Below are 18,814 nucleotides of genomic sequence, written 5' to 3'. Positions count from 1 at the left end.
AGGGTCCTCGGGTTGTACGGTTACAGCTTGAGCAGGCGTTGCGCGTTGCCGTGGCAGACCAGCGCGCGCATGGTGTCGTCGAGCGGCGCGTCCTCGATGAACTTAGCCGCGACTTCGGTGGATTCGTAGGGATAGTCGACCGAGAACATCACGGCCTCAGCGCCGAGCTCGGCAATGGCACCGGCCAGCGCACCGTGCGAACACACCCCCGAAGTGGTGATGACGATATTGGTGCCGATGTATTCCGAAGGTGAGCGCTCCAGCCGGACGCCGTGCGAATAGACCGCAAAGCGGCTGTCGAAGCGCCAGCGCTGGTACGGCAGGCCCTCGCCCATATGGCCGAGGATGAGCTTCAGGCGCGGGAAGCGGTCGAACACGCCGCCGAACAGCAGCCGCAGCGCATGCGATGCGGTCTCGACGCCCCAGCCCCACGCCGCGCCGGTCAGCTCGGGGTGGCCCGCCAGGACCTGCGGCTGAACCAGCGCGTCGGTCGGGTGCAGGTACATGGGCACGTCCAGCGCCTGCATGCGTTCCCAGAAAGCATCGTATGCCGGGTCGTCGTAGTAGCGCCCGTGGGTATGGCCGTTCACCAGCGAGCCCTTGAAGCCAAGCTCGCGCACGGCGCGTTCCAGCTCGCGCGCGGCCTGTTCCGGGTCGTGCATGGGCAGCGCGGCAAAGCCGGCAAAGCGCGTGGGGTGGCGCGCGATCTGCGCGGCCAGGAAGTCATTGCTCTCGCGCGCCTGCGCCACGGCGAGGCCGGCATCGGGCTCGCCCTGCACGCCCGGACCCGTCTGCGACAGCACCGTGATGTCGATGCCGGCGCGGTCCATCTCGGCAAGGCGGTCCTCGTCGAAATCGGCGAGGCGGCGGCCCAGCTCGGCAAACACCGCCGGATCAATATGCTGCGTGAACGCCTTGGAATAGGCCTGAAATCCCGGCGTCATGAAATGCTCTTCGAGGGCGATCTTCTTCACTTTGGTCATGCTGGTGGGGGCTCCTGATTGGTGAAATCGCTTCGCTGCGGGCGTGTGCTGCATGGCATGCGGCGTGCACCGATGCAATTGATCAGTACACTGATTAGTTTCGGATTCTAGTCAGCGAATTTCCAAAAGTCTAGAAACGGCGCGGAGGGTTAACACCTATAACGATGACCATAGGTGCTCAGTACACTGAGCCCAGATGCTCAGTATGCTGACGATATTAAAAGGCCATTTAAATAGGCGATTTCGGGCATTCCGGCACATTGTGGACTGGCCCGCATTTTGCTCAGCATACTGACTGATGCACCGGAAGGATGCGGCGCTGCACTGCGCGAGGGACCGACAGGCCCTGGCCAGCGGGGCCGGCACCGCCGGGACGAGCAGACATATAGAGACAATAGCTAGACCAAAGGACCCCCGCCATGACGATCAGCCTGACTCGCAGCGAGACACGCGCCCCCGCATCCGGCATGACAGCCGAGGAGCGCAAGGTCATCCTTGCCTCTTCCTTCGGCGCCCTGATGGAGTGGTACGACTTTTACATCTACGCCGCACTGGCGGTGTATTTCGGCGCACTGTTCTTCCCCAAGGGCAATGAGACTGCCGCCTTCCTGGCCAGCCTGGCCACCTTCGGCGCAGGCTTCCTGATACGGCCGGTGGGCGCGCTGCTGTTCGGCCGCCTGGGCGACCTGATCGGGCGCAAGTACACCTTCCTGGTCACCATCCTGCTGATGGGTGTTGCCACCGTCGGCGTCGGCGTGCTGCCCACGTATGAGCAGATCGGCATCACCGCCACCGTGCTGCTGGTGTTGCTGCGGCTGCTGCAAGGCCTGGCGCTGGGCGGCGAGGTCGGCGGCGCGGTCACCTACGTGGCCGAGCACTCCCCCGTGCACAAGCGCGGGCTGTACACCAGTTCGCTGCAGACCACGGCAACGCTGGGCCTGCTGTCCTCGTTGCTGGTCGTCTACCTGCTCAAGACCTTCCTGACCGAGGCCGAGTTCCGTGACTGGGGCTGGCGCATTCCCTTCATCGTGTCGCTTGTGATGCTGGTGATCTCGGTCTACATCCGCGGCAAGCTGCATGAATCGCCGGTCTTTGCCCGGATGAAGGCTGCCAACACCACCTCGAGGGCGCCGATCCGCGAGAGTTTCACCAACTGGAAGAACCTCAGGTCGGTGCTGCTGCTGTTCGTGGTGGCGGCGGGCCTGGGCGCCATCTTCGGCACCGGCCACTTCTATTCGATGTTCTTCCTCAACAAGACGCTGCACGTGCCGCTCGAAACGGTCCACATGCTGATCGGGATCGCGCTGGTGGTGGCCACCCCCTGCTACCTGCTGTTCGGCTGGCTGTCCGACCGCATCGGCCGCAAGTACATCATGATGGCCGCCTGCCTGCTGGCGGCGGTGTGCATCCAGCCGGTGTTCAAGGGCCTGACGCACTATGCCAATCCGGCGCTGGAACAGTTCCAGCAGCAGGGCGCCGTGCAGGTGACGGCCGGCGACTGCAAGGCGCGCCTGTTCGGCGAGCCGGTGTCCGCCTGCGACAAGATCCGCGGCTACCTGACCGACCTGGGCGTGGGCTACACCTTCGTGCCGGCCAGCAATCCGGCGCAGGCTGAAGTACGCATCGCGGATCGCACGCTGCAGGGCTTTGACCGCGACGCCATCAAGAGCGCGCTGGTGGCGGCCGGCTGGCCCGAGCGCGCGGACCCCGCCAAGATCAACACGCCGATGGTATTCGTGCTGCTGCTGGTCCCGATCCTGTTCCTGGCCATGGTGTACGGGCCGATGGCGGCCTTCATGGTGGAGCTGTTCCCGGCCCGGGTGCGCTACACCTCGCTGTCGCTGCCCTTCCACCTCGGCGCGGGCTGGGTCGGCGGCATGCTGTCCTTCGTGGTCACGGCCATGAACGTGGCCAGCGGCGACGTCTACTTCGGCCTGTGGTACCCGGTGATCATCGCCGGTCTGGCCTTTGTCATCGGCATGCTGTTCGTGCCGGAGACGCGCGGCCGCGATCTGGCCACCTGAGCGGCACTACGGGTGAAGCTGAAGGGCGGATCTCTCCGCCCTTTCTTCCGGCAAACTATTCAGCATACTGAGTTTATCCGCGCTACCCGCGGCGCAGCGATGGCGCCGCGGTCTGCCGACGCAGCAACCATTCCAATCTTTCGCGTAGACAACCTGGAGCCCCTGATGTCCACCTCTCGCATCCTCCGCACCCTCGCTGCGTCCTCCGCCCTGCTGGGCCTGGCCGCCGCCACGCCCGCACTGGCCGACGCCAATGGCGTGAAGATCGGCGTCATCACCGACATGTCCGGCTCCTATGCCGACCTCTCCGGCAAGGGCTCCGTGCTTGCCGCGCAGATGGCCGTGGAAGAGTTCGGCGGCAAGGCCCTCGGCAAACCTGTGACGGTGCTTTCCGCCGATCACCAGAACAAGGCCGATATCGCCTCGTCGCTGGCGCGCCGCTGGTTCGATACCGATGGCGTCGACATGGTGATCGACTTTCCCAACTCGTCGACCGCGCTGGCGGTGCAGGAGGTGGCGCGGCAGAAGCAGAAGATCGACATCGTCTCGACCGGCGGCGCCATGGCGCTGACCAACCAGAACTGCTCGCCCACCGGCTTCCATTGGGCCTGGGACACGTATTCGGTGTCTTACCCGCTGGTGCGGCGCATGATCGAACAGGGCCGCAACAGCTGGTACTACATCACCGTGGACTACGCCTTCGGCCAGTCGCTGGAGGCAGATTTCCGCAAGGCCGTGGACGCAGGCGGCGGCAAGAACGTGGGCGCCACCCGGCATCCGCTCAACGCCAGCGATTTCAGCAGCCCGGTGGTGGCCGCCTCGGCTTCCAAGGCCAAGGTGGTGGTGCTGGCCAACGCCGGCAACGACATGATCAACGGGGTCAAGGCAGCCGGCGAGTTCGGCCTGATCAAGGCGGGCCAGACGGTGATCACGCCCTCCACCTTCATCACCGATATCAAGAGCCTGGGCCTGAACGCTGCGCAAGGGCTGACCTATGTCGACCCGTTCAAGCTCGACCTGGATGGCAAGTCGAAGGACTTCGTCGAGCGCTACTACAAGCGCCACAAGGCCTATCCCACGCATGGCCAGATCGGCGTCTATTCAGGCGTGCTGCATTACCTGAAGGCGGTGGAAGCCGCCAAGACCGTGGAAGGCCCGGCCGTGGCGGAGAAGATGCGCGCGCTGCCCGTCAACGATGCCTTCGTGCGCAATGGCAAGGTGCGTGTCGACGGCCGCATGGTGCATGACATGTACCTGGCCCAGGCCAAGACCCCGGCCGAGTCCAAGGGCCCGTGGGACCTGGTCAGGTACATCGGCACGATCCCCGGCGACGAAGCCTTCCGGCCGCTGTCCGCCAGCGAATGTCCCCTGGTGAAGAAGTGAGCGCGCCATGCCTGACACTGATGTAATCCTGCAGACGCAGGGACTGACCAAGGCGTTCAAGGGCTTTACCGCAGTCAGCGATGTCAGCCTGTCCGTGCGGCGGGGCTCGATCCACGCGCTGATCGGCCCCAACGGCGCCGGCAAGACCACCTGCTTCAACCTGCTGACGAAGTTCCATGCGCCCTCGTCAGGCTCGATCCACTTCAACGGCACCGACATCACCGCGCTGCGGCCGGCCCAGATCGCCCGCATGGGGGTGATCCGCTCGTTCCAGATCTCGGCGGTGTTTCCGCAACTGACGGTGCTGGAGAACGTGCGCATCGCGCTGCAGCGCCGGCTCGGGACCTCCTGGCATTTCTGGCGTGGCAGGCGCTCCCTGTCGCGGCTGGACGGCCGCGCCATGGAACTGCTGGATGCGGTCGGCCTGGCCGGCTTCGCGCACCTGGGCACGGCGGAGCTGGCCTACGGGCGCAAGCGCGCGCTGGAACTCGCCACCACGCTCGCGACCGACCCGGAGCTGATGCTGCTGGACGAACCGACGCAAGGCATGGGGCATGAAGACGTGGAGACCGTCACCGCCCTGATCAAGCGCGTTTCGGCGGGGCGGACGGTGCTGATGGTGGAACACAACATGAGCGTGGTGTCGTCCATCGTGGACCGCATCACGGTGCTGCAGCGCGGCGCGGTGCTGGCAGAAGGGACCTATGACGAGATCTCACGCAATCCGCAGGTAAGGGAAGCCTATATGGGAACCACCGACGAACCCGAAGACCGCCACGCAGCCGCGGCGGCGCTGAACGCGGAGGCATCATGACAAGGACGGCCTCCCCTGCCCTCGAACTCCGCGGCCTGCACGCCTGGTATGGCGAGTCGCACATCCTTCACGGCGTGGACCTGACCGTCAACCCGGGCGAGGTGGTGACGCTGCTCGGCCGCAACGGCGCCGGACGCACCACCACGCTGCGCGCCATCATGGGCCTGGTCGGCATGCGCAAGGGTTCGGTGCGTGTGCACGGCCAGGAAACCATCGGCATGAAGACGCACCGCATCGCACCGCTGGGCCTGGGCTACTGCCCGGAAGAGCGCGCCATCTTCGCCAGCCTGTCCTGCGAGGAGAACCTGCTGCTGCCGCCGCAATTCGCCTGCACCCCGGGGGCGGTCGGACTGCGCGAGCCCATGACGCTAGGCGAGATCTACGAGATGTTCCCCAACCTGCACGAGCGGCGCAAGAGCCAGGGCACGCGCATGTCGGGCGGCGAGCAGCAGATGCTGGCGGTGGCCCGCATCCTGCGCACTGGCGCCAGCGTGCTGCTGCTCGACGAGATCTCGGAAGGCCTGGCGCCCGTGATCGTGCAAAAGCTGGCGAAGATGATCGCCATGCTGCGCGGCGGCGGCTACACCATCGTCATGGTGGAGCAGAACTTCCGCTTTGCCGCGCCGCTGGCGGACCGCTTCTTCGTGATGGAGCACGGCCGCATCGTCGAGGCCTTCGGCGCCGATGAGCTCGAACGAAAGATGCCCACGCTCAGCGCCTTGCTGGGCGTTTAAGGAGACTTTTCATGGAATTGTTTGGAGTGCCCCTGCCCGCGCTGCTGAGCCAGTTACTGCTGGGGCTGGTCAACGGCTCGTTCTACGCGATCCTGAGCCTGGGCCTGGCCGTGATCTTCGGTCTGCTCAACGTGATCAACTTTGCGCACGGCGCGCTGTTCATGCTCGGCGCGGTGCTGGCCTGGATGGGCCTGAACTATCTCGGGCTCAACTACTGGCTGATGCTGGTGCTGGCACCGGTGCTGGCCGGGGCGCTCGGCGTGGTGCTGGAGCGCACCATGCTGCGCCACCTCTACCGCTTCGACCACCTGTACGGGCTGCTGCTGACGCTGGGCATCTGCCTGCTGATCGAAGGCGCGCTGCGCTCGATCTATGGCGTCTCAGGCCTGCCCTATCCCACGCCTGAAGGCTTGTCTGGCGTGAGCCAGCTGGGCTTCATGGTGCTTCCCAACTACCGCGCATGGGTGGTGCTAGCGTCGCTGGCGGTGTGCTTTGCCACCTGGTTCATGATCGAGAAGACGCGGCTGGGCGCCTACCTGCGCGCCGGCACCGAGAATCCGCGCATGGTCGAGGCCTTCGGCGTCAACGTGCCGCTGCTGGTGACGCTGACCTACGCGTTCGGCGTGGGCCTGGCCGCGCTGGCGGGCGTGCTGGCCGCGCCGGTGATGCAGGTCTCGCCGCTGATGGGCCAGAATCTGATCATCACGGTCTTCGCCGTGGTGGTGATCGGCGGCATGGGGTCGATCCTGGGCTCGATCTTCACCGGACTTGGCCTGGGTGTCTTCGAGGGTATTACCAAGGTCTACTACCCCGAAGCCTCCGCGACGGTGGTCTTCGTCGCCATGGTGTGCGTGCTGCTGGTGCGCCCCGCCGGGCTCTTTGGAAAGGAAAAATGATGGCAAGCGGAAAGCGTGCGACCTTCGCCTACGGACTGCTGCTGGCGGTCCTGCTGCTCGCGCCCTGGCTGGGCGCCTACCCGGTGCTGGTGATGAAGCTGCTGTGCTTCGCGCTCTTTGCCTGCGCCTTCAACCTGCTGCTGGGCTACACCGGGCTGGTGTCGTTCGGCCATGCGGCCTTCTTCGGCGGCGCCGCCTATGCCTGCGGCTATGCGATGAAGTTCCTGCAGCTGACGCCGGAGCTGGGCCTGCTCGCAGGCACCGCGTTCGGTGCCCTGCTCGGCCTGGTGTTTGGTGCACTGGCAATACGCAGGCAGGGCATTTACTTCGCCATGATCACGCTGGCGCTGGCGCAGATGTTCTATTTCTTCTGCCTGCAGGCGCCCGCGACCGGTGGCGAAGACGGCCTCCAGGCGGTGCCGCGGGGCGACCTGTTCGGCGTGCTGCCGCTGGCGTCGGACCACACCATGTACTACGTCGTGCTGCTGATCACCGCCGCGGCCTTCCTCGGCATCATGCGCATCGTCAACTCGCCGTTCGGGCAGATCCTGCGTGCGATCAAGGAGAACGAGCCGCGTGCCATCTCGCTGGGCTATGACGCGGACCGCTTCAAGCTGCTGGCGTTCGTGCTGTCGTCGGCGCTGGCCGGGCTGGCGGGCGCGCTCAAGACCCTGGTGCTGGGCTTTGCCACGCTCACCGACGTGCACTGGATGATGTCGGGCACGGTCATCCTGATGACGCTGGTCGGCGGCATGGGCACGTTGTCGGGCCCGCTGGTCGGCGCGCTGGTGATCGTGGCGCTGGAAAACAAGCTGGGCGACGCCGGCAATGCGCTCGCGGCCATGACCGGCATCGGCTGGTTCGAAACGCTGGGCGAATCGGTCAGCATGGTGACGGGGCTGATCTTCGTGGTGTGCGTGCTGACGTTCCGCCGCGGCATCATGGGCGAGATCCTGGCGCGCTGGCAGGCCCGCCCGTCGCTGCAGGCCGGCGCGCCCGCGGTGGGGCCAGCCGGATCCGGCGCGGCCAACCCGGGCCAGGGTTAACCAGAATACTGCGAGCATAAAACATCAGTACACTGATCTTATATATTCAGCATACTGACAAATCAAATTCACGGAGATCGCCATGGCATGGATTGAAATCGACGCCGCCCACGGCCTGCGGAACGACGAGGTAATGCCGCTCACGCTGGGGGACCGCCAGCTCGCCGTCTATCGCAGCGACGACCAGTACTTCGTCACCGACAACGTCTGCACGCACCAGTACGCGCTGCTGTCCGACGGCTACCTGGAAGACGGCTGCATCGAGTGCCCGCTGCACCAGGCCCGCTTCGACATCCGCTCCGGCAAGGCGATGTGCGCGCCTGCCACCAGCGACATCCGCACCTACCCGGTCAAGTTCGAAGACAGCCGGGTGTGGGTCGAGCTTTGAAGGAGCCGAGCATGCCACAAGACACGCCCATCCTGATTGTCGGCGCCGGCCAGGCAGGCGCGATGGCCGCTGCCGAACTGCGCAGGCTCGGCCATCGCGGCCGCATCGTCATGGCCGGCGGCGAACGCCATGCACCGTACGAACGCCCGCCGCTGTCCAAGTCCGTGCTCGCCGATGCCGCGCAGGACGGCAAGATCGGCGTGCACCCCGCCGGCTTCTATGCCGGGCAGGAGATCGAGCTGCGGCTTGGCACCACGGTCACCGCGCTGGACCCCGCGCACAGCGTGGCGCACTGCGCCGATGGCGAGGCCATTCGCTACGCCGCCTGCCTGCTCGCCACAGGCGGCAATGCGCGCGTCCTGCCTACGCTTCCCCCGGGCACGCCCCGCGTGCACTACCTGCGCACGCTCGACGACGCCGCCCGCCTGCGCGATGCCATGCAGCGCGCGCGCGAAGTGATCGTGATCGGCGGCGGCTTCCTTGGCCTGGAAACGGCCTCGACCGCGGCCGGCCTCGGCCTCCGGGTCACGCTGATCGAAAGCGCCGACCGGCTGCTCGGCCGCGCGCTGCCGCCTGAGCTTGGCAGCTGGCTGGCGCAGCGCGTGCTTGCGCAAGGCGTCGAGCTGCGGCTCGGCTGCGGCATCGCGGCCCTGGTGCCGCAGGCCGATGGCGTGCAGGTCAGGCTTGCGGACGGCGCGGCGTTGCAGGCGCCGCTGGTGGTGGTCGCGATCGGGCTGACGCCCGAGGTGGCGCTCGGCGCCGCCGCCGGCCTGGCGCTGGACCCCGCCAACGGCGGCATCCAGGTCGACCAGCAGGGCCGCACCAGCGCGGCCGGCATCTATGCCGCGGGCGACTGCTGCAGCCAGTACCAGCCCCGGCTCGGCGCCCACATGCGGCTGGAGTCCTGGCAAAGCGCCAACGAGCAGGCGCGCATCGCCGCCGCCGCCATGCTGGGCGTGCAGGCCGAACCCGCGGCGATGCCGTGGTTCTGGACCGACCAGTTCGGCTGCAACGTGCAGATGCTCGGCGCGGCCACTCCCGATACCCGCTATGCCTGGCGCGGCATCGCCGCCAGCGACGCGCCCTGCCCCAGGTTCATGCTGCTCGGCACCCGGCACGGCCGGCTCAGCCACGCCATCGCCATCAATGCCGGCGGCGACCTGCGGCCGCTGCGCGCGCTCTTCGGCCATGCCGTCGAAGACCTGCTGCCACGGCTGTGCGATGACGCCATGCCGCTGCGACAGCTGGTGCGCGACCTCCCTACGGCAGCGGCCAGCCCCGCTACACTCTGAAAGGACTCCCACATGTACCAGACACAAGCTGTGATCCAGCACACGCTGGGCAAGAAAGACGCCGGCCTGGCCGACTGCCGTTGGCCCGAAGACAGCCTGCACTATATCCCGGACTGGGTCTACACCAGCAAGGAGGTGCATGACCTCGAGCTGCAGAAGATCTTTCGCGGACGCTCCTGGAACTACGTCGCGCTCGAAGCGGAGATCCCCAACGCCGGCGACTACAAGCGCTCCTATGTCGGCGCGACGCCGGTGGTGGTGTCGCGCGCCGAAGACGGCTCGGTCAACGTCTTCGAAAATCGCTGCGCGCACCGCGGCGCCGAGTTCTGCCGCCACAGCCAGGGCAATGCAAAGGAATTCGTCTGCCCCTATCACCAGTGGTCCTACGACCTCAAGGGCAACCTGCAGGGCGTTCCGTTCAAGCGCGGCGTCAATCGCGCGGGTGGCATGCCCAGGGACTTCCGCAACGAGGACCACGGCCTGGTCAAGCTGAACGTGGCCACGCGCAACGGCGTGATCTTCGCCTCGTACGCGGCGGACATGGAAAGCCTGGAAGACTACCTGACGCCGGAGATCCTCAAGGACTTCGACATCGTCTTCAACGGCAAGCCGCTCAAGGTGCTCGGGTACTACAAGAACGAACTTCCGTGCAACTGGAAGATGTACCACGAGAACCTCAAGGACCCGTACCACGCCACGTTGCTGCACTCCTTCCTGGTGGTGTTCGGACTGCTGGTGGCGGGCAACGAAAGCGCCATGATCGCCGATCCCGTGCACGGGCGGCACGGCACCATGGCGTCGGCGAAGAAGGAAGACAAGTACGCGGCCGTCAGCGACGAGAACAAGAAGGAGATGCGCTCATACCATGAAGGCATGCGTCTGGAGGACGAACGCTTCCTGGAATATGTGAAAGAGTTCGATTCGCCTTGGTCGGTGACGATGCAGACGATCTGGCCGAACCTGATCGTGCAGCGCGAAATGAACACCCTCGGCGTGCGCCAGATCGTGCCCAACGGGCCGGACAGCATGCTGATGCTGTGGACCATGTTCGGCTACGAGGATGATACCGAGGAGATGACGCAGCACCGCCTGCGCCAAGGCAACCTGATGGGCCCCGCTGGCTTCCTGGGGCTGGAAGACAACGAGGCGATGAAGTTCGTGCAGGAAGGCGTGCGCCGCTCCAGCAGCGACCTCAATGTGCTCAAGCTGGACCCGGACCAGGTCGGCACCTCCAACTCCCTGATCTCCGAATCCGCCATCCGTGCGATGTACCAGTACTACCGCGGCGTGATGGGGTTCTGAACGGCGGCTAACGGGATTCCCAGAATATGAAACCGATGAACTATTCCCTCTATCGCGAGAGCGCCCTCGGCACCGCGCGCGCCATTGAACTGCGACTGGAGATCGAGGCCTTCCACGCGGAATACTGCGCGGTGCTCGACGCCGGCCTGGTGGAGCAATGGCCCCGCTTCTTCACCGAGGACGCGCTCTACCGGATCACCGCGCGCGAGAATGCCGAGCGCAACCTGCCGGTGGGGCTGGTCTACGCCGAAGGGGTGGGCATGATGCGCGACCGCGCCGCTGCGATTGCCAATACCCAGATGTTCGCGCCGCGCTACAACCTGCACCTAGTGACCAACACGCGGGTCAGCGACGAAACCGCGGACGGCGATATCGTGGCACAGGCCAACTACATGCTGCTGCAGACACTGGTGGAGGGCCCCACCACGATCCACCTGGCGGGGACCTACTACGACCGCTTCCGCCGCCAGGGTGGCGGCCTGCTGCTGCGCGAGCGGCAGGTTGTCTACGACACCACCATCATCGCCAACGACCTGGTCTACCCGGTCTAGCGCGCGTTGGGGGCGCGGCGGGCCTTGCGGCCGCCGCCGGGCTCACATGCTGCGCAGCACGGTGCGGCTGTACTGGTTGTTGGCTTCCACCAGCGTCGCCAGCAGGTCCATGAACACTTCGCGCTGGGCGGGCTTCAGCGGCGCCAGCATGCGCTCCTGCGCACGCGCCATGTCGCCACGCAGCGCCGTGACCACGCTCTTGCCTTCCCGCGTCAGGTGGACGTGGCGGGTGCGCCGGTCGGCGGGGTTGTCGCGGCGCTCTACCAGCCCGCGCTCCTCGAGCCGGCGCACGACGTCGGCGGTCGTGGTCCGGTCAAGGCCGACCTCTTGCCCGAGCGAAGTCTGGTCCAATCCCGGCAGCACCGACAGCACCGTCAGGATGGCATATTGCACGGGCGTGATATTGGGCGACTTGCACTCCTCGAAGAACATCGCGACGTGGATCTGGTGCAAGCGCCGCACCAGGAACCCCGGGCGGGCCCAGAGCAATTCCTTTGCCGGATCGGCTTCCGGCATGGCATCCGCCACCTCATGACTGCCACTCGTTGCGTTGCGTTTTGCTCTCGCAGACATCGCTCTCACCATTTTGTATGCACACTGACAGTATATATGAGGCAGGCGAGAGCGAGCCGCCTTGCGGCGCAGGGTTCAGCGTGCGCCGGCGGCGCTGAGAATCTGTTCGATCTGCGTATAGCCGCGCTGGCGCGCATGCTGCAGCGGCGACACGCCGTCGCCGTCGGCCAGGTTCACGTCGGCGCCCGCCTTGACCAGCAGGCGCACGATCTCGGTATGGGCCTGCCCGCCGTTGCCAAGGATGATGGCCTCCAGCAGGGCCGTCCACTTGAGCTTGTTGACATGGTTCACCGCCACGCCGGCCGCGATCAGCGTGCGCACGGTCTCGACATGGCCGCGCTCGGCGGCGGGAATCAGCGCGGTGCCGCCGTAGCGGTTGGTGCTGCGCAGGTCCGCGCCATGGGCCAGCGTCAGGCGCAGGATCTCGTTGTAGCCGCGCGCGCCGGCGTACAGGTAGGAGCTGTCGTGGATGGCATCTTTCGCGTTCACGTCGGCGCCGGCATCGACCAGGACCCTGGCCGCCTGCACGCGGTTGTGGTGCGTGGCCAGCAGCAGCGCCGTGCGTCCCTGCGCATCGCGGTCATCGATGCTGGCGCCCTGGCCAAGCAGTGCGGTGACCTGCGCGGCGTTGCCGCTAGCCGCGGCCTCGCGCAACTGTTGTTCGGGCGGGCCGCCGGCGGCGGCGGCTGGGGTGGATATCAGCATGGCAATGACCAGGGCAAGGCAGATGGACAGGCGCGCCGCCAGCATGTTCTTTCCTCCGTGCGGATGCGTCGGGTGTAAGGGGTGTCGATGCGGTCCGGTGCATTCTGTCATGCCGGCCACGCCGCGCGAAGTTATGGATTCGAATGCACGCCAGTGCCATCGCCAATAACCGGTGCTGCACGCGCAAGGCCCAAATACGCCCTATAGCAACCCACGCCACCATGCCCGCGCACGCTGGCCTATAGTCCCGAGGCCCGAACCATCGTCCGCCTGCACGGGCCAGGCCTCAAGGGAGACAACGCGTGTCCACGACAGAAGCCTATCTGCTTGATTCCATCCGCCTCGCCATGGAGAACGTGCGCGAACGCAATACCTGGCCCTTTGGCGCCGTGGTCGTCAGGGACGGCGAGGTGCTGGCCCGCGCGGTCAACCAGGTAGACGCCACCTGCGACCCGAGTGCACACGCCGAAATGCAGGCCGTGCGCGCCGCCAGCCGGGCACTGGGCAAGCCGGACCTGAGCGGCTGCACGGTGTACGCCAGCGGCTACCCCTGCTCGATGTGCCTGTCGGCAATGTATCTGGCCGGCGTGAAGGCGGTCTACTACGCCTACTCCAATGAAGACGGCGAACCCTACGACCTGTCCGCGGAGCGCGGTTATATCGAGCTGGCCCGGCCGCTGGAGCAACGGGAGATGACGCTGGCCTATGTACCGGCGCGCGACGAGGGCATCGACCTGTACGAGGCGTGGCGCGAGCAGCAGGACCGATAGACGCCGCGATGCGGCGCAAGCGGTGCAATGGGCGGTAGGCTGCCGCCCAATTCCACAGTACCGGCATGGCCATCACATTGTCATCGTGACAGGCTGATAATGAGCGGCGGATGACGATCACGGCGTGCGACGCCCGGTCACATGTAACCGCGAGCGGTTGCACGGAACCGCGTGCTGCCGGCCTCGTCAAACCAATTAGTCGCCGGAGACAGGATGCCGCGCCGCAGCATTTCACCGCGGCGCAGCACGCATGGGCGGCATGTGCCGCATCGTCTCCAGGGCTTCTGACAATCTTCCCGCGTTTGGCGCTGCTGCGCCGCGCAGACTCCCAGCAAACGCCCCCCTCTAGCCAAGGAGACGAACGTGCTGAGCCCGCATGAATTTGCCACGCTGCTATTGCTGAGCGACGGCCCCGATTCTCTCGATTCCAGCGATTCCCGCCAGATCGACCCCATCGACCTGAAGGCACTGGTCGAAAAGCAACTCGTACAACTTGAGATCCTGCACGGCCGCCGGCAGGAGCCGCGCATTACCAGCCACGGCTACTCGATGCTCAAGGCGATGGGACGCTGACGTCTCGGCGCCGGCGCGGCAGCACCACGCGCCGCAAGGCGCACCCGGATCACCTCGGAGCCCACCATGACAGTGCGCCCGGCAATTGGCGCCGACAGCGCGGCAGCCACCGACGCGGCGCGCCGCCGCTTCCTGCATGAGTTGGGCGGCCTGCTTGCCGCTGCCGGCATCGCGCCCGCGGCGGCAGCAGCCACCCCCGCCGCCTGCCTGCTGACGCCCGCCGCCACCGAAGGCCCCTTCTACCTCGACGACGCCCTGGTGCGCACCGACATCCGCGACGACCGCCCTGGCCAACCCTTGCGGCTGTGCATCCGGGTGGTGGATGCCGGGCGCGGCTGCGCGCCGGTGCCGGGTGCGCTGGTCAGCATCTGGCACTGCGATGCCGACGGCAGCTACAGCGGCGAGGGCCGCGGCAACCGCCAGGCGCGTTTCCTGCGTGGCGTCCAGCCCACCAGCCAGGACGGCGTGGCCACGTTCACGTCGATCTATCCCGGCTGGTACGCGCCACGCGCCATCCATATCCACTTCAAGGTGCTGCTGGGGCGGTCGGAAGCCCTGACCAGCCAGCTGTACTTCAGCGATACCCTGAACCGCGAGGTGCTGGGCAGCCACCCGGCCTACCGCGCGCACGGCGTGCCGTCGCGCGCCACCACGCAGGACCCGATCGCGGGACCCCACCCGAACCAGATGCGCGTGCGCCAGGCTGCCGATGCAACGGGGCTGCTGGAGGCCGAGTTCACGGTCGGCATCACCCGCACCTGAGCGCCCAGCCCCGGATCCGCGGCATCGGCGGGCCCCGCCACGAAGTGCGCGGGCCCACACCGCGCGGGTAATCCCTAGATTGTGGTTCCCTGTCCCTTTCCTACCATGAAGGGAATCACGGGCCACCTGCACGCCCGCTCCTGCCGCGCGGCCACTGGCCCGGCATGCTCCAGATTTCCCGACTTTTCCGATGTTCGCGTCAGTGGCGAGTTGTCTCGGCCCCCATGGCCGGCGCTCGCGGGTAATCCCACACATAGCAAATGGAGGCGGTCATGGCATCCAGGACGAGGAAAGCAGGCGCAGCAAAACCTGAAGCGGAAACCAAGCCAGGCGTTTCCCGGCGCGGCTTCCTTGGGGGGGCCGCCGGTGCGGCCGCGGGCGCCGCGGCAATGGGCTTCCCGGCCATCGTCAAGGCGCAAGGCCCGGTCACGATGCGCTGGCAGAGCACCTGGCCCACCAAGGACATCTTCCACGAGTTCGCCGGCGACTTCGTCACCAAGGTGAACAATATGTCGGGCGGCGACCTGAAGATCGAGCTGCTGCCCGCGGGCGCGGTGGTCAAGGCCTTCGACCTGATCGACGCGGTCAGCAAGGGCACGCTGGACGGCGGCCATGGCGTGATCGCGTACTGGTATGGCAAGAACTCGGCGCTGGCGCTGTGGGGCTCGGGCCCGGCCTGGGGCATGGACCCGAACATGCTGCTGGCCTGGCACAAGTACGGCGGCGGCAAGGAGTTGCAGCAGGAGATCTACCGCAGCCTCAACCTGGACGTGGTGTCGTTCCTGTATGGCCCGATGCCGACCCAGCCGCTGGGCTGGTTCAAGAAGCCCATCACCAAGCCGGAAGACTTCAAGGGGCTGAAGTTCCGCACGGTGGGGCTGTCGATCGACATCTTCACCGGCCTGGGCGCCGCGGTGAACGCGCTGCCGGGCGCGGAGATCGTGCCGGCGATGGACCGCGGGCTGCTCGATGCGGCCGAGTTCAACAACGCCAGCTCCGACCGCGCGCTGGGCTTCCAGGACGTGTCCAAGGTCTGCATGCTGCGCAGCTTCCACCAGCCCTCGGAGCAGTTCGAGATCCTGTTCAACCGCAAGCGCTATGACGCGCTGCCGGCCAAGCTCAAGGCGCTGATCGCCAACGCGGTGGAAGCGGCGTCCGCGGATATGTCGATCAAGGCGATCGACCGCTATTCCAAGGACTACCAGGCGCTGCAGAAGCAAGGCGTGAAGTTCTACGCGACCCCCAACTCGGTGCTGCAGGCGCAGTTGAAGGTATGGGATGAGATCGTGGCGCGCAAGGAAAAGGAAAACCCGATGTTCAAGAAGGTCAATGATTCGATGAAGGCCTTCGCCGAGCGCGCCACGCGCTGGCAGAACGACACTAACGTCGATTTCCGGCTGGCAACGAGCCACTACTTCTCCAAACGCACCTGAGCCGCACCACTCCGGGGGCCATACCGTGCAACGCCTGCTGCTTGGCATCGACCGCATCAGCACCTTCGTCGGCCAGGCCGGCGCGTGGCTGATCATCGGGCTCACGCTGATGATCAGCTACGAGGTGTTCTCGCGCTATGCGCTGGGCACGCCGCACGCCTGGGTGTTCGATGCCAGCAATATGCTGTACGGCACGATGTTCATGCTGGCCGGCGCGTATACCCTGGCCAAGCGCGGCCACGTGCGCGGCGACATCCTCTATGGCTTCCTGCCGCCGCGGATGCAGGCGTCAATCGACCTGGTGCTCTACCTGGCCTTCTTCTTCCCCGGTGTGATCGCGCTGGCCTGGGCGGGCATCGATTTCTTCGAGGTCTCGCTGGCACAGGACGAACACTCTTCCATCGCCGCCGACGGTCCGCCGATCTATCCGTTCAAGGCAGTGATTCCCGTGGCCGGCGCGCTGCTTTTGCTGCAGGGCGCGGCCGAGACCATCCGCTGCATCCTGTGCCTGGCGAACGGCAGCTGGCCGCCGCGCGAAGGCGATGTCGAGGAAGTCGATGTCGAGCAGCTCAAGGAGATGGTGCAAGGCACCCCTACCGCTGAGCTGGCCGAGTCACCGCCGCCGCGCGACGACCAGCCTGGAGCCGGCCGATGAGGAAAGAACTGTGGTTCGGCATTTCCCTGATGGTGCTGATCGTCGGCGCCGTGGCGTGGTTCATGCCCGCGCCGGCGGACTGGACCAACGGACACCTCGGCCTGTTGATGCTGGCGCTGATCGTGGTGGCGATCATGCTGGGCTTCCCCACCGCGTTCACGCTGATGGGCATGGGCGTGCTGTTCTCCTGGCTGGCCTACCGCCACGCCGACCCCACGATCGCGGTGCAGCAGACGCTGGACCTGATGGTGCAGCGGGCCTATGCCGTCATGACCAACGACGTGCTGATCTCGATCCCGCTGTTCGTGTTCATGGGCTACCTGGTCGAGCGCTCCAACCTGATCGAAAAGCTCTTCCGCAGCCTGCACCTTGCGCTGGCGTGGATTCCCGGCTCGCTCGCGGTGGCCACGCTGGTGACCTGCGCGATCTTCGCGACCGCCACCGGCATCGTCGGCGCCGTGGTCACGCTGATGGGCCTGCTGGCCTTCCCCGCCATGCTGCGCGCGGGCTACAGCACGTCGCTGTCGGCCGGCGCGGTCACCGCGGGCGGTTGCCTGGGCATCCTGATCCCGCCGTCGGTGCTGCTGATCGTCTACGGCGCCACCGCGGGCGTGTCGGTGGTGCAGCTCTATGCGGGCGCGTTCTTCCCGGGCCTGATGCTGACCGGGCTCTATATCCTCTACCTCCTGATCCTGGCCAAGCTCAAGCCCGCGCTCGCGCCGCCGCTGCCGGAAGCCGAGCGGGTGGTGCCGCTGCCGCCGGTGGCGCGCACGCTGGAAGCCCGCGGCGCCACCCATGCCTTGCCTGCGCTCGGTGCCGGCCTGATGCGCGCGCTCAAGGGCCCGCGCAATGCCGACCTGCCGACGGCAGTGTTCGCGCGCCAGCTGGGCATCGTGCTGCTGCCGGCGATCGCCGTGGTATTGGTGATGGGAACGATATACAGCGTGGTCACCGCGCCCGCCGCCAGCGTCGCGGTGGAGGCACCGCTGTCGATGGGAGGCGCCGAGGAAAGCAGCGCATCACTCGACGACCTGCAGGCGCCGCCAGTGGAAGAATCCGCTGCGCCCGCAGCGCCGGCCGCTCCCGCCGCTACCACCCCTGCACCGACGACCGCAGCGCAAGCCGGGGCGCAGCCAGCGCCAGTGCCGGCGGCGGCTGCAGTATCCGCACCCCGCTGGTTCTGGATCACGCTGGCGGCCGTGGCGGCGGTGCTGGTGTACTTCTACTGGCGCTTCAGCTTCGCGCGGCTGGAAATCTTCAAGATGCTGCTGTCGTCGTTCTTCCCGCTGGCGCTGCTGATCCTGGCGGTGCTGGGCTCGATCGTGTTCGGGCTGGCCACGCCGACCGAAGCCGCGGCGGTGGGCTCGCTCGGCGGCGCGCTGCTGGCGGCAGCGTACCGGCAGCTGAACTTCCGCGTGGTCAAGGAATCGGTGCTGCTGACGGCCAAGACCAGCGCCATGGTGTGCTGGCTGTTCGTGGGCTCGTCGATCTTCTCTGCCGCGTTCGCGCTGCTGGGCGGACAGGCGCTGGTCGAGCAGTGGGTGCTGTCGCTGAACCTGTCGCCGGTGCAGTTCATGATCCTGGCGCAGCTGATCATCTTCCTGCTCGGCTGGCCGCTGGAATGGACCGAGATCATCATCATCTTCATGCCGATCTTTATCCCGCTGCTGGATAACTTCGGCATCGACCCGCTGTTCTTCGGGCTGCTGGTGGCGCTGAACCTGCAGACCGCCTTCCTGTCGCCGCCGGTGGCAATGGCCGCGTTCTACCTGAAGGGCGTGGCGCCGCCGCATGTCACGCTGAACCAGATCTTCCTGGGCATGCTGCCGTTCATGGGCATCCAGCTGATTGCGCTGGTGCTGCTCTACGTCTTCCCCGGCATCGGCCTCTGGCTGCCCACGGTGCTGTACCGCTGAACGCTGCGGCACCC

At 66.5% G+C, this 18,814-nt stretch carries 19 protein-coding genes; 16 read left to right on the top strand and 3 right to left on the bottom strand.

Translation table 11 applies throughout. The features are described from left to right. Positions 1-20 precede the first annotated feature (20 nt). Positions 21-983 (bottom strand): amidohydrolase family protein, encoded by a 963-nt coding sequence (locus AC3WRI_RS18335; protein ID WP_058698596.1) that lies wholly within the window; start codon positions 981-983, stop codon positions 21-23. Positions 984-1,402: 419 nt separating this feature from the next. On the opposite strand from AC3WRI_RS18335, the gene AC3WRI_RS18330 reads away from it, so the two are divergent. The 10 genes from AC3WRI_RS18330 to AC3WRI_RS18285 all read left to right on the top strand — a co-directional run bounded on the left by AC3WRI_RS18330 (position 1,403) and on the right by AC3WRI_RS18285 (position 11,413). Continuing rightward, entirely contained in the window at positions 1,403-3,007 is a 1,605-nt protein-coding gene (locus AC3WRI_RS18330) for an MFS transporter (RefSeq protein ID WP_010813503.1), read from the top strand. 165 nt (positions 3,008-3,172) lie between these two features. Further along, positions 3,173-4,390, top strand: a complete 1,218-nt coding sequence (locus tag AC3WRI_RS18325) for an ABC transporter substrate-binding protein (protein ID WP_011616810.1) — start codon at positions 3,173-3,175, stop codon at positions 4,388-4,390. A 7-nt stretch (positions 4,391-4,397) separates the two neighbouring features. Further along, complete coding sequence (locus AC3WRI_RS18320; RefSeq protein WP_492293751.1) at positions 4,398-5,204, top strand: ABC transporter ATP-binding protein; 807 nt, start codon at positions 4,398-4,400, stop codon at positions 5,202-5,204. After that, on the top strand, positions 5,201-5,938 hold the full coding sequence (locus AC3WRI_RS18315) for an ABC transporter ATP-binding protein (protein ID WP_492293749.1): 738 nt from the start codon (positions 5,201-5,203) through the stop codon (positions 5,936-5,938). The genes AC3WRI_RS18320 and AC3WRI_RS18315 overlap by 4 nt, the downstream gene beginning before the upstream one ends. Before the next feature lie 11 nt (positions 5,939-5,949). Beyond that, positions 5,950-6,834 carry a branched-chain amino acid ABC transporter permease gene (locus AC3WRI_RS18310; protein ID WP_010813507.1) on the top strand — a complete coding sequence of 295 codons (885 nt, stop codon included), beginning with the start codon at positions 5,950-5,952 and terminating at the stop codon, positions 6,832-6,834. Then, positions 6,834-7,880: a branched-chain amino acid ABC transporter permease gene (locus tag AC3WRI_RS18305; RefSeq protein WP_011616808.1), complete on the top strand. Its 1,047-nt coding sequence runs from the start codon at positions 6,834-6,836 to the stop codon at positions 7,878-7,880. The genes AC3WRI_RS18310 and AC3WRI_RS18305 overlap by 1 nt, the downstream gene beginning before the upstream one ends. A gap of 82 nt (positions 7,881-7,962) precedes the next feature. After that, the gene (locus tag AC3WRI_RS18300; protein WP_011616807.1) at positions 7,963-8,268 is read left to right on the top strand and encodes a non-heme iron oxygenase ferredoxin subunit; all 306 of its coding nucleotides are present in this window, start codon (positions 7,963-7,965) and stop codon (positions 8,266-8,268) included. A gap of 11 nt (positions 8,269-8,279) precedes the next feature. Further along, complete coding sequence (locus AC3WRI_RS18295) at positions 8,280-9,560, top strand: NAD(P)/FAD-dependent oxidoreductase (RefSeq protein WP_010813510.1); 1,281 nt, start codon at positions 8,280-8,282, stop codon at positions 9,558-9,560. A gap of 12 nt (positions 9,561-9,572) precedes the next feature. Next, positions 9,573-10,862 (top strand): aromatic ring-hydroxylating dioxygenase subunit alpha, encoded by a 1,290-nt coding sequence (locus tag AC3WRI_RS18290; protein ID WP_010813511.1) that lies wholly within the window; start codon positions 9,573-9,575, stop codon positions 10,860-10,862. Between the two features lie 35 nt (positions 10,863-10,897). Further along, positions 10,898-11,413, top strand: a complete 516-nt coding sequence (locus AC3WRI_RS18285) for an aromatic-ring-hydroxylating dioxygenase subunit beta (RefSeq protein ID WP_010813512.1) — start codon at positions 10,898-10,900, stop codon at positions 11,411-11,413. A gap of 42 nt (positions 11,414-11,455) precedes the next feature. Here the strand turns inward: AC3WRI_RS18285 and AC3WRI_RS18280 are convergent, their stop codons facing one another. Next, positions 11,456-11,929 (bottom strand): MarR family winged helix-turn-helix transcriptional regulator, encoded by a 474-nt coding sequence (locus tag AC3WRI_RS18280; protein WP_010813513.1) that lies wholly within the window; start codon positions 11,927-11,929, stop codon positions 11,456-11,458. A gap of 132 nt (positions 11,930-12,061) precedes the next feature. Next, positions 12,062-12,736 (bottom strand): ankyrin repeat domain-containing protein, encoded by a 675-nt coding sequence (locus AC3WRI_RS18275; protein ID WP_492293747.1) that lies wholly within the window; start codon positions 12,734-12,736, stop codon positions 12,062-12,064. Between the two features lie 257 nt (positions 12,737-12,993). On the opposite strand from AC3WRI_RS18275, the gene AC3WRI_RS18270 reads away from it, so the two are divergent. The 6 genes from AC3WRI_RS18270 (at position 12,994) to AC3WRI_RS18245 (ending at position 18,800) form a co-directional block, all read left to right on the top strand. Continuing rightward, entirely contained in the window at positions 12,994-13,461 is a 468-nt protein-coding gene (locus AC3WRI_RS18270) for a nucleoside deaminase (RefSeq protein ID WP_010813515.1), read from the top strand. 363 nt (positions 13,462-13,824) lie between these two features. Then, positions 13,825-14,034 (top strand): hypothetical protein, encoded by a 210-nt coding sequence (locus tag AC3WRI_RS18265; RefSeq protein ID WP_010813516.1) that lies wholly within the window; start codon positions 13,825-13,827, stop codon positions 14,032-14,034. Between the two features lie 66 nt (positions 14,035-14,100). Continuing rightward, complete coding sequence (locus AC3WRI_RS18260) at positions 14,101-14,796, top strand: intradiol ring-cleavage dioxygenase (RefSeq protein ID WP_439672535.1); 696 nt, start codon at positions 14,101-14,103, stop codon at positions 14,794-14,796. A gap of 389 nt (positions 14,797-15,185) precedes the next feature. Then, a complete protein-coding gene (locus AC3WRI_RS18255; protein ID WP_010814223.1) occupies positions 15,186-16,229 on the top strand; it encodes a TRAP transporter substrate-binding protein in 1,044 nt (347 codons plus the stop codon). A gap of 25 nt (positions 16,230-16,254) precedes the next feature. Beyond that, on the top strand, positions 16,255-16,884 hold the full coding sequence (locus AC3WRI_RS18250; protein ID WP_011616803.1) for a TRAP transporter small permease subunit: 630 nt from the start codon (positions 16,255-16,257) through the stop codon (positions 16,882-16,884). Further along, positions 16,881-18,800, top strand: a complete 1,920-nt coding sequence (locus AC3WRI_RS18245) for a TRAP transporter large permease (protein WP_011616802.1) — start codon at positions 16,881-16,883, stop codon at positions 18,798-18,800. Before AC3WRI_RS18250 ends, AC3WRI_RS18245 begins: the two co-directional genes overlap by 4 nt. The last annotated feature ends 14 nt before the right edge of the window (positions 18,801-18,814 follow it).

Source organism: Cupriavidus sp. FW305-27 (genome assembly GCF_058787995.1).
This window is presented reverse-complemented; position numbering and strand designations above follow the sequence as displayed.

Bases quoted from the DNA above. Each gene is read 5' to 3' on its own strand.
- AC3WRI_RS18330 (WP_010813503.1), top strand. From the start codon at position 1,403: ATGACGATCAGCCTGACTCGCAGCGAGACACGCGCCCCCGCATCCGGC.
- AC3WRI_RS18315 (WP_492293749.1), top strand. From the start codon at position 5,201: ATGACAAGGACGGCCTCCCCTGCCCTCGAACTCCGCGGCCTGCACGCC.
- AC3WRI_RS18325 (WP_011616810.1), top strand. From the start codon at position 3,173: ATGTCCACCTCTCGCATCCTCCGCACCCTCGCTGCGTCCTCCGCCCTG.
- AC3WRI_RS18295 (WP_010813510.1), top strand. From the start codon at position 8,280: ATGCCACAAGACACGCCCATCCTGATTGTCGGCGCCGGCCAGGCAGGC.
- AC3WRI_RS18320 (WP_492293751.1), top strand. From the start codon at position 4,398: ATGCCTGACACTGATGTAATCCTGCAGACGCAGGGACTGACCAAGGCG.
- AC3WRI_RS18305 (WP_011616808.1), top strand. From the start codon at position 6,834: ATGGCAAGCGGAAAGCGTGCGACCTTCGCCTACGGACTGCTGCTGGCG.
- AC3WRI_RS18290 (WP_010813511.1), top strand. From the start codon at position 9,573: ATGTACCAGACACAAGCTGTGATCCAGCACACGCTGGGCAAGAAAGAC.
- AC3WRI_RS18285 (WP_010813512.1), top strand. From the start codon at position 10,898: ATGAACTATTCCCTCTATCGCGAGAGCGCCCTCGGCACCGCGCGCGCC.
- AC3WRI_RS18260 (WP_439672535.1), top strand. From the start codon at position 14,101: ATGACAGTGCGCCCGGCAATTGGCGCCGACAGCGCGGCAGCCACCGAC.
- AC3WRI_RS18300 (WP_011616807.1), top strand. From the start codon at position 7,963: ATGGCATGGATTGAAATCGACGCCGCCCACGGCCTGCGGAACGACGAG.
- AC3WRI_RS18310 (WP_010813507.1), top strand. From the start codon at position 5,950: ATGGAATTGTTTGGAGTGCCCCTGCCCGCGCTGCTGAGCCAGTTACTG.
- AC3WRI_RS18255 (WP_010814223.1), top strand. From the start codon at position 15,186: ATGGGCTTCCCGGCCATCGTCAAGGCGCAAGGCCCGGTCACGATGCGC.
- AC3WRI_RS18245 (WP_011616802.1), top strand. From the start codon at position 16,881: ATGAGGAAAGAACTGTGGTTCGGCATTTCCCTGATGGTGCTGATCGTC.
- AC3WRI_RS18280 (WP_010813513.1), bottom strand. From the start codon at position 11,929: ATGCCGGAAGCCGATCCGGCAAAGGAATTGCTCTGGGCCCGCCCGGGG.
- AC3WRI_RS18335 (WP_058698596.1), bottom strand. From the start codon at position 983: ATGACCAAAGTGAAGAAGATCGCCCTCGAAGAGCATTTCATGACGCCG.
- AC3WRI_RS18275 (WP_492293747.1), bottom strand. From the start codon at position 12,736: ATGCTGGCGGCGCGCCTGTCCATCTGCCTTGCCCTGGTCATTGCCATG.